At 52.0% G+C, this 10,010-nt stretch carries 10 protein-coding genes and 1 pseudogene; 7 read left to right on the plus strand and 4 right to left on the minus strand.

Annotation, left to right across the window (positions count from 1 at the left end; genetic code table 11):
* Positions 1–60: 60 nt before the first annotated feature.
* The 4 genes from hsdR to IT781_RS16425 all read right to left on the minus strand — a co-directional run bounded on the left by hsdR (position 61) and on the right by IT781_RS16425 (position 4,772).
* Entirely contained in the window at positions 61–2,448 is a 2,388-nt protein-coding gene (gene hsdR, locus IT781_RS16410) for an EcoAI/FtnUII family type I restriction enzme subunit R (protein ID WP_194971260.1), read from the minus strand.
* A gap of 436 nt (positions 2,449–2,884) precedes the next feature.
* Complete coding sequence (locus IT781_RS16415) at positions 2,885–3,775, minus strand: PHB depolymerase family esterase (protein WP_228779219.1); 891 nt, start codon at positions 3,773–3,775, stop codon at positions 2,885–2,887.
* A 52-nt stretch (positions 3,776–3,827) separates the two neighbouring features.
* Complete coding sequence (locus IT781_RS16420; RefSeq protein WP_228779220.1) at positions 3,828–4,424, minus strand: hypothetical protein; 597 nt, start codon at positions 4,422–4,424, stop codon at positions 3,828–3,830.
* Between the two features lie 18 nt (positions 4,425–4,442).
* Positions 4,443–4,772: an EthD family reductase gene (locus IT781_RS16425; RefSeq protein ID WP_194971261.1), complete on the minus strand. Its 330-nt coding sequence runs from the start codon at positions 4,770–4,772 to the stop codon at positions 4,443–4,445.
* Between the two features lie 116 nt (positions 4,773–4,888).
* Here IT781_RS16425 and IT781_RS16430 point away from each other — a divergent pair, with 116 nt between their 5' ends.
* The 7 genes and pseudogenes from IT781_RS16430 (at position 4,889) to IT781_RS16460 (ending at position 9,817) form a co-directional block, all read left to right on the plus strand.
* Entirely contained in the window at positions 4,889–5,764 is an 876-nt protein-coding gene (locus IT781_RS16430; protein WP_194971262.1) for a LysR family transcriptional regulator, read from the plus strand.
* A 31-nt stretch (positions 5,765–5,795) separates the two neighbouring features.
* Positions 5,796–6,116, plus strand: coding sequence for an OsmC family protein (locus IT781_RS16435; protein ID WP_194971263.1), 321 nt, complete (start codon positions 5,796–5,798; stop codon positions 6,114–6,116).
* Positions 6,062–7,017 (plus strand): annotated as a pseudogene (locus tag IT781_RS16440) (DUF2254 domain-containing protein). Before IT781_RS16435 ends, IT781_RS16440 begins: the two are co-directional and overlap by 55 nt.
* Positions 7,018–7,313: 296 nt before the next feature.
* Complete coding sequence (locus IT781_RS16445) at positions 7,314–7,460, plus strand: hypothetical protein (protein ID WP_194971264.1); 147 nt, start codon at positions 7,314–7,316, stop codon at positions 7,458–7,460.
* Positions 7,461–7,489: 29 nt separating this feature from the next.
* A complete protein-coding gene (locus IT781_RS16450) occupies positions 7,490–9,133 on the plus strand; it encodes a hypothetical protein (RefSeq protein ID WP_194971265.1) in 1,644 nt (547 codons plus the stop codon).
* A gap of 65 nt (positions 9,134–9,198) precedes the next feature.
* Positions 9,199–9,486 (plus strand): hypothetical protein, encoded by a 288-nt coding sequence (locus tag IT781_RS16455; protein WP_194971266.1) that lies wholly within the window; start codon positions 9,199–9,201, stop codon positions 9,484–9,486.
* A gap of 37 nt (positions 9,487–9,523) precedes the next feature.
* The gene (locus IT781_RS16460; protein WP_194971267.1) at positions 9,524–9,817 is read left to right on the plus strand and encodes an antibiotic biosynthesis monooxygenase; all 294 of its coding nucleotides are present in this window, start codon (positions 9,524–9,526) and stop codon (positions 9,815–9,817) included.
* Positions 9,818–10,010: the final 193 nt, after the last annotated feature.

Genomic DNA, 10,010 nt, shown 5'->3' on the forward strand with positions numbered 1-10,010 from the left:
AGCGTAGCGTAACCCGACATTGATGGCGTAAAACGTCGGGTTACGCTACGCTAACCCGACCTACGCACTTTCGTCTTGGTAAAGTGCCTGCTCAAGCTCGCTTAATGCCTGGGTGAATTTTTCCGGCCCGCCAAATATGCCTCGGCGTATTTGGGTTTTGGTGCCGTATTGGTCAAAAGGCGGTAATTCTAATATTTTTGGGTCTTCGATGTCTGCAATTCCGTGATCCGCATATTTTTCGAGCAAGGATTCGAGCACGGCACGGGCTTGATCGCCGTATTTGCCGAAATAATTCCGTTTTTGCACCCTATTGGCGCGTTCCTGACGGGTCAGCGGCTTTTGATCAAAAGCGATATGTGCGACTAGGTCGAAAACATCAAAGTCATCGCTCTTGGGTACGGCTTCTTTTATCAAATCAATGGGTATTCCCTGGTCTTCCAGTTCCTGTAATATTTTTTGCTTGCGATCGGTTTCACTCCAGCGTTTGAGAAAATCCTTGAGCGAGCCGAATTCTTCCTTGAGCTTTCGCCGTGAATAGTCGCGAAGGTCTTCGGTGATGAGTTTGCCATCAGCATCCAGATAACGGGTTTGTACGACACCTTCGCCCACTTCAACATCATCGATATAGTACTTGATACGGCCTTCACCCGGCTCGCCTTCTTCACCGCCCGATTCGTATGGCGGCTCGGGCTCATTAATATTATTCATTTCTTCCGTGATCATGTCATCCGGCGGAACGATGGGGTCTTCTTCCTTGGGTTCGTATATCACCACAGGCTCGCCATCGAAGTCCGGGTCCGCGAATAAACGCGTCGCGCCCTTGAAATCCATGATGGTAAAGTACAACTTGTTATAGTCTTCACGCAGGCGGGTGCCGCGACCGACGATTTGCTTAAACTCGGTCATGGAGTTGATGTTCTGATCCAGCACAATCAGCTTGCAGGTTTTGGCGTCCACCCCTGTGGTCAGTAATTTTGAGGTGGTTGCAATGACGGGGAACTTTTCATCATTGTCGATAAAATAGGACAGTTGCGCTTTGCCTTCCGAGTCATCACCGGTAATCCGCATCACGTATTTGCGATTGCTTGCGGCTTCGGGAATCAGTTTTACCAGTTCTTGCCGCATTCTTTCGGCATGGTCCTGGTCATCACAGAATACGATGGTCTTCGCATAGGGGTCGGTTTCACTTAAATATTCCCAGACTTTTCTCGCTACGAAGCGGGTTCGTTTTTCCAGAACCAAATTCCGGTCGAAATCCTTGGTGTTGTATTCCCGCTGGGGGATTAAATTTCCTGCTTTGTCGACTTTACCTTTTTCGGGCGTATAGCCTGCCGCGTCTTTATCGCTAACTATGCGAATGACTTTATACGGCGCAAGGAAACCGTCCTGGATGCCTTGTTTGAGTGAATAGGTATAAATGGGATCCCCGAAATAGCGGCTATTCGATATGTCTTTCGTTTCTCTTGGCGTCGCGGTTAATCCCAGGTGTGTGGCGGCTTTGAAATAGTCCAGAACTTCGTGCCACGCGGAATCCTCATCAGCGCTTCCCCGATGGCACTCGTCAATCACAACCAGATCAAAGAAGTCTTCCGGGAACTGGCGATAGATCTTTTTCCACTCTTCCTTTCCCGTCACTGCCTGATATAAGCACAGGTAAATTTCGTAATTTTTTTTGACTTCGCGATTGGTGATCTTATGCATGACTTCGCCAAATGGCGAAAAGTCTTGTTGCATGGTTTGGTCAACGAGAATATTTCTATCCGCAAGAAACAAAATACGTTTTTTCTTTTTGGCTTTCCATAGCCGCCAAATAATCTGAAATGCCGTATAGGTTTTGCCTGTGCCAGTGGCCATGACGAGCAATATGCGATCTTGTCCATTGGCTATGGCTTCGATCGTTCTATTGATGGCTACTCGCTGGTAATAACGCGGTGCCTTGCCCGTGCCATCGCTATAATAGGGCTGTTCGATTAACTGGAGTGATTCCTCGGTCGTTAGTCCCTTCCATTGCAGATATAGAGGCCACAGCTGATCGAGGCTTGGAAATTCCTTCAGACTCAGTTCGCGCTCGGTTGGCTTGGTCAGGCCCGTGCTGTCGTGGAGCAAAAAGCCATCGCCATTGGAACTTATGGAAAATGGCACATCCAGCATCTCGGCATAGTCCAGGGCCTGTTGCATACCCTGGCCGACTTTGAATTTGTTTTGTTTCGCTTCAACGACCGCGATCGGCACATTAGGTCGAGCATAAAGGACATAGTCCGCGCGTTTTGGGCCCCCTTTAGCATCAGGATTTTTGATACGAGCGGCCAATTTGCCACGGACCATCACACGGCCGTCTGTCAGTTTTACTTCTTCTCGAAACTGAGACTGCTGCCAGCCCGCCTCCAGAATGGCGGGAGTGATGAATTTGGTGCAGATGTCGCGTTCGCTGAGTTTCTTTTTATCCATGAGGCGACATTCTGTTAATAATAGAGATTGGGGGGGATTTATCCTGAATCACTCAACCGGCCTGAAGCAGTTTTTGGTCGATCCCTGCTCTGGCTTGTTGTTCCGGTGTTGGCTGATTGCTTTCCATAGAATTCATTCCATGAATAGATTTGATACCGGACCGATTATAGCTGTTAACGTTGGCTTTGTAATCCGTGTAAACGGTCACTGTCATTAAGTTAATAAATAATATATTTTAAATCAAAATAGATATCTGTAGGTCTGATTTACCCTGAAGGGCACAAGAGCGTAGCGTAACCCAACCGGTTTCTGGAAAGGACTGTCAGCGCTGTTGCTGTTTGCCAATCTGGCTTTGCTGTATTTACTGATGGGGCAGATGCACAGTCGTGCAGGCTGGGTTGATAAAGCCAGCCTGCAACGTTCCAACCCGGTGAAACTATCGCTGCCGACGGCCCGATGAAGCAAAAAAATCGATGAGCGTGCCGTTAATAGCCGGCCACTGCGCATGCAGTTTATCGCCTTCGCAGTACCAGGTTTTAACATCGTTGGCACAGCCGGAATAGCCGAAACAACCGTTGACCAGCTTTTCCGGGATCGGGTCGCATTTATTGCAGGCCGCCCACCACCCCGACGACTCGAGACCATAGCCGGGAAACAGGTGATCGTTGGCGCTGTGCATGATCATGACCGGCAGCGGTTTCGGGCATTGGCGGTCGCGCAGGTCCTGGTAACTGATGCCGGCGGCGCTGGGGGCTATGGCGCCAGGAATGTGCCGGGTTCCGGCCATGAATGCCAAAGCCATCGCCGCAGTGCCGCCGTCGGAATGGCCGGTAATAAAAATCCGCTTTTCATCGATGCACCACTTTTCGGCCACCCGCTTGGGAATAGTGCCCAGGTCAATGGTTGTGGTAGGCGACAATTCCGGATGGTCCGCATAGGCGACGATGAAGCCGGCTGTTGTTGCCGGAAGCGTCAGGCCCGTGGTCTTTTCGGTTTTGGCCCGGTTAGAGCCGGCCGGCGACAAGACCAGCAACAGCGGGTGGGCAATGGACGGATCGTAATTGAGCGGCGTGCGGACGTTGTATTTGATCCCATCCTGGGTTGATTCGCCATGGCTGGCGCCGGCTTCGCCGGCCAGCAGATCCGGTTGGCAGCGGCCCTGGACCGATTCGGGCCGGTAAGAGGCCGTGCCCATTTGGGCAAAGTCGCCGCTATTGTCCATAAGCAACAACACGAAAGCCAGCAAAACCGGCAACAGAAATAACATCGCCAGCCATTTGTTACGCGAAGTCAGATAAGGCTTTAAGCGGGAAAAATTGATCATCATGGGTCTCCGGGAAGTTGCATCGTCTATCGGGTTCAGGACGGCGCTTTGGCTGTCATGCTCTCGACTTTTCCTTCATCAGGACGAATCCGATCAGCAAACAGATAACCAACAACAGGCCCAGGGTGGTCGCCAGCAGCGGACTGAAGCTTTTCTGGTCGGCGTCTTCGATACCCACCGAGAATGGAATATGGGTGTCGAGGCGTTTGTCCTTATCGACGATGGCGATATGCGCCAGATAATTGCCCGCTCCGTATTGGCGGAAATCGACCACGCCATTTGTGGTGCCGGTTTTTATTTTTTGCGGTTCCTGATAAAAAATCCGAGTGCCTTCCGGTTCCTTGGTAATCTCGAATTCGACGCTGAAATTGCGCAGTTGCTTGCCCTCGTAATCAAAAACCAGATGAGTCTCACCGAGTTGCGGAATCGCCTTGCAATACTCCCTGTTGCCTGACAATGCCGGCGTATAGGCGGTGAAATGCACGCGTTCGAGGCCCACGCGGATATTGCAGGCATCGATTTCATCGGCGGCGCCGCGATGGGCCTGCGCTGCGAAGGGGACGCCGGCCAGCAGAAAAAAAAGCAACATCAACCGTATATCATAATTGCGGCGGCAGTGCCGCCGATTGCCTGGAGTATGGTGTTGGTTCATAGAAACTCCTGCCGTGCCTTATTGGAAATCGAAGGTTTCGACTTCGGAAATCAGAAATAAAGGCGCGCCGCCGCTGGAAATTTCCATGGCATGGCTGGCCGTTTCCTGGCCGCCTTCGGAATGCAGGCAGGCCTCAAGCTCGGCCATCGACGGAAAATACACTTCGGCGATACGATGAAAAGGAGCCGGCGCATTACCCGCGGTTGAAGTAATCAGTGAGGCGACGAAGCGGGTTTTGCCGGCCAGTTTTTCGACAGCCATCGGCACATGCTCTTCCGTATAGCGCCGTTCGAACAAGGCCCGGTCGACAGGCACCGGGTACATCACAATCAATTTTGCAGCTTTCATAGCTTTCTCATATAGTTGTTGACAGGTTGGGCTATGTAAAACCTATTGATAGGGTTTGTAAAATACTGGCTTTCTATGGAACAATAGGTTTTTCCTATCTATGAGATGGTCTAATCATGGAAATGCATCAGATTCGCTACTTCCTGGCGGTGTGCGCCCAAGGCACTTTCACTCGCGCCGCGCAATCCGCCTATATTTCCCAGCCCTCCTTGACGCAGGCGATCAAAAAACTGGAAGAGGAACTGGGCGGTGAGTTGTTCAGCCGGGATAGAGCCGGTTGCCGGCTGACTGACCTGGGGCGTTTGGTTGAGCCCAATCTCCGGCAGATTTTTCGTGAAGCCCAGGCGATCAAAGCCGAGGCCATACGCTTTACCCGCTTGAACACCGTTCCTTTGCGGGTTGGCATGATGGCCACCATCAGCTCGCATCGCTTGAGTGCCGTTTTTGCCGACTACCAGCAGGCTTATCCCCGCATCGAGCTGGAATTGATCGTCGACAGCGAAAGCAGCTTACTGACCCAATTGGATGCCGGCTATCTGGATCTGGTGATTAGCGCGCCGACAGACTTACAGGAAGGCGCCTATCAATTTCTGCCGCTTTACGAGGAACGCTATGTCGTCGCCTTCAGCGCCAGGCATCGCTTCAATCAATCGCAGCGTATCGATTTAAAAGCCATTCAATCAGAACCCTATCTGGACCGGCTCAACTGCGAACTGCGCGACAAGCTCAAAAGCGTTTGTCAGGACAGGCACATCGATCTTTACCCCACCTACCGCAGCAATAGCGAGGAATGGATACTGAACATGGTAAAGGCCGGGATCGGCGTCGCGCTGCTGCCGGAATTCACCGTGCCGAAGGATGCGGAGCATGTGAAATTCCGCTACTTGACCGATCCGGAAATCAGCCGCACTATCCAGGCGATTTATCAAACGCGGGTTTCGCCTAAATCCGAGCTTCAGGACTTGCTGGCCAAATTGAAAATGGGGTTGTAGTGGAGAAACCAAACTATCAGCGACGGTACGGATGGAACTCAAGAAAGTGGAATCCGGATATGAAGGCGCCCAGGACCTTCGCGGCTTTTTGGGCATATCGGAGGAGGTTCCCGTCGGTTATAAGAATATCCGGGTGTACTTCAAAATCGAGGCCGATGATTCCGAGAATCAGAAGGAGGAGCTCATCAGGATGGCTCAGAAATATTCCCCGGTTTTCAATAGCCTTGCAAAGCTGATACCGATTTCCGTTCAACTCGACAACCAAACCACCTTTGTCTACTGTTTGTCTTGCGGACGGTGCGGTCGGAACACTCGGTCGAGGCATCCCGCTTCGTACCGTATCTGCCGGTGAACATCGGCATGCTGCTGGAGCTTGCGTCGCTTGCGGTCCTGATCTATTTCATTCATCATGTTTCGCAAGGCATTCAGGCCGAAAATCTCATCGCGGATGTGGGCGCGGAATTTCAAAAACCGCTGCCTGTTCTATTTCCCGAACGCATCGGGCTGCCGCAAGGCAACGTACGAAACCATGCCGTTTACCCGACGAAAGCCAATGGCAGGCAGCGCATGTCGTGATATCGGCCGCCAACGGCTATCTTCAGGGCATGGGCAATGAACAATTGATGCGGCTGGCGATCCGGCACGATCTGATGCTGAAACTGGAAAAACGCCCCGGTGCTTTTGTGACGCACGCCGAGCCTTTGCTGCGCGTGAAGCCGCGTTCGAACGTCAATCATGATTTAGAGCTCGATTTGCGCGCCTGCTTCAGCCAAGGCCCGCACCGCACTCCCCACCAGAACGCGCTGTACATAGTGCAGCAACTGGTCGAAATCGCGCTCCATGCACTTTCGCCGGGCATCAACGAACCCTTCACCGCTCTGACCTGCATCGACTGGCTGGGCGCATCGCTGTGCGGCGTGGCAAGACGTGAACTGCCAACAACGTTGCGTCAGGACGAAGACGGACAGTTACGCGTAATTGCCTGTACGCTCGATTTCGAGGAACTGGCGCACGCCGCCTTCGACCAGATCCGTTATTACGGCGCCGACAATACTGATGTGATGCCGCATCTTCTCGAAATCATCGCCAAAATTGCGCCTGATCTGCATCGCGATCAAGACCGCGCCGTGCTGGTACGGCATGCCCGGCTCATCGGCGAAGACGCCTCGCAAATCGCCAACGAAACCGACCGGCGGCGCGTGGCCGACTGCCTGCAGAGAACGTTGCGCGCTCTGAGCCGGAACGATACCTGAAGTTGTGATTTTCCTTATAAGCATGCCACATAATCTATGATTATCTACGGATGATCAAGAGCCGCTTTAAGACGAGACTGTCTATAGGCCCTATAAACTATTAGCTAAGGCAGACAGTAATAGCACGAATAGCAATCCGATCCGAAATATGAACAATAGTGCCTTGGCAGCTGAAATCTGGCCTGGCTCATCAAGATCAATAACCAGCCTCTTTACCAGGACTGCACGCTACATCCATTTGCTATATAGGATGTGTCTGGCCCCATGTGATTTCGCTAGTTGGTGAACTCCATAAAATGGAGAATAAGCGCCAACTGAGCACAGAAGAAAAGACCATGCATGGGGCGGTATTTATTTCCCTCGAAGAAGAGGCTCAGCGCAAGCCAGGCGCGCCCTATCATGACGCTCAACTTGGTTTGGCAAGAACAAACACCATTTATTAAAAATGGAGGTCAATACAATGATGAGGCCTATGGTAATACTGAGAGGGATTCTCGGATACAATCTTTGGATCAAGAAGCTATCTTTCCTGGCAGTAACGGCATTAATTGTATTGGTCAATGTTGCTGACGCTCGGCCTTTCCGAGGGCAGATCGGGCTGAGTGCTATACTCTGCACATTCAGCGATAGTCCACAACCTCCGTATGACGTTAATTTTTATCGCCGTATGATTCTAGGGCGAGGTAATGGTTCGTTTGCGGATTACTGGCGCGCTGTTTCATATAACGGGGTTGATTTCGCCAATGCCGTTGTCACCGGCTGGCATCAGGAATCTCTCACTCTCGCACAGGCGCAGGCAAAAGCAGGCGGCCCTAATCCGAAACGAGGAGAACTGGTCACTGATTGTGTGGCAGCGGCACGTAACGATCCTGTATCACCGTATACCGTCCCGCAAGGTCATCTTATTGCCGCCATTACCTCCCCAGGTGTGGACTTGTATGGCGGTGTCGGACGTGCATTTTTCCCGGACAATGTGGATATTGGTGGATTAGGGCATGAAAATGGACATGGACTCGGCCTTCACCACTCGTTCTCCGATGCCGCGACAAATGCCGAGTATGACGATCCTTGGGATGTTATGAGCTACGCTAACGTGTTTGCGCGCCCCAATCCTGAATTCGGTAACGGCGGCCCTGGCCTCAATGGCTATCACGTTGATCGCATGGGGTGGTTTCCGAGGCATCGAATCCGGACATTCAGTGCTGACGGCATTTCGCGCGCCACATTAACCCTTGCCGCACTGAACCATCCTGAAGTCCCCGGTGACCTGCATGTTCGGGTGCCGTTCGATCCTGCCGATCCATTCCACTATTTCACTATTGAGTTCCGAAAACGTGATGGCTGGGATTCGGGAATTCCTGCCGACATCGTATTGATCCATGAAGTGAAGCGTCATTCAGATGGCCGGTATCTTTCTTTCTTGCTGAGGGAACGCAGTGGCAGCCGAGCGCCTGTGCAAAGTTTAAACCGCGATGGGGTCGTCATCCAGGTCAATCCGAGATCAGCTGCAATTGGACCCAATCAGGCGCAGGTGACTGTTCAAAGCGAATATGCATCCCGTTGTCTCATAGGCTATGTTTGGCGTGAAGCCTTCTCTGGCGACAAGGTATGCGTTACTGTCGCAACACGGGCTCAGGCTCGTACGGACAACGCAGCAGCCGCCTCCCGCCGTAATCCGGGCGGCGGACCGTATGGTCCGGACACATGCAGGCAAGGCTACGTCTGGCGTGAAGTAATCCCCAGCGATCATGTTTGCGTGACGCCCGCTGTTCGGACACAAGCCCAGCAAGACAATTCCCAAGCCACCAATCGGCGCAATCCGGCTCGTTTCGTCTATGGGCCTAATACCTGCAAACAGGGCTATGTCTGGAGGGAAGCCGATGCGAGCGATTGGGTTTGCGTGACCAGCCAGATTCGTACACAAACCCGGCAGGACAATGCAGCCGCCGCCTCCCGCCGCAATCCGGGCGGCGGACCGTATGGCCCGGATACATGCCGGCAAGGCTATGTCTGGCGCGAAGCATTCCCAGGCGATCATGTTTGCGTAACTTTAGCGTCGCGTACCCAAGCAGCGACTGATAACCGTGAGGCCCCCAATCGGTTAATGATTCCATAGTTTTTCCATGTCAGGGTTATGAACCCGCTATCTCACAAGGATAGGAAAAGAGAGGAGAACTGGTGATGAAACACTCACTAAAAAGGCAACTTATCCTTATCTTGATGTTGATCTCGATACCCATAGTCAATACTCATGCCGATGAATATGAATCGCCAGTACCGGAATCGGAATCCGGAGTAGGCGTCATGTCGGAAGAAGTAGCCCGCGTACGTGTATCTTCTGCCGGCTACGGCGAAATTCAGAGTATCGAACGAATAGACCGGTACTATGTGGTCAGGACTGTCCGCGATGGCCATCCCGTCGTTGTCAAGATTGACATTATGACAGGAGAAATGATCGAAGTCCGTTAATTGGTTTTATAGATCGGCCGCATGCTGGAGAGACTAAATGATCACAGTTATTTGGGACACTTGGCTGAAACCCGGTGCGGAAGAAGAAGGGCTGCGCCTCACGCGCCAGGTGTGGTCGGATATGAAAAGTTTCGACGGCTATATTTCGCATCAGATCTTCATTGATCAGGATGCGTCAGGGCATATCATCGCTCTGGCTAAATGGCAGAGTCGTGCGAATGCGGACGCTGTCAGGGAAAAATACCAGAACGCCGAAACGATCCGCCAACTCACTCCGCTTCTCGCCCGCCCGAGGGATCGCTGGATGACCTATGAAGATCAGGTTTCTTAAATCCGATCGACCCGCACCTTGCCGGTCAGTCGTCGTCAGATGGTTGCAGATTTCAAGCCCTTAGTCCGGGCATTTCATGAAATCGCAGAAATCAAGAAGAAAATTCGGCATTGTTAATTTGGTATGGTTTGAGCTAACCTAATCCATTTTTACCGAGTCAGTGATCATGGTTAGATGCCCCAAATGTAGCTCA

The sequence above is a fragment of the Methylobacter sp. BlB1 genome (assembly GCF_015476545.1).
Lineage (GTDB): Bacteria > Pseudomonadota > Gammaproteobacteria > Methylococcales > Methylomonadaceae > Methylobacter.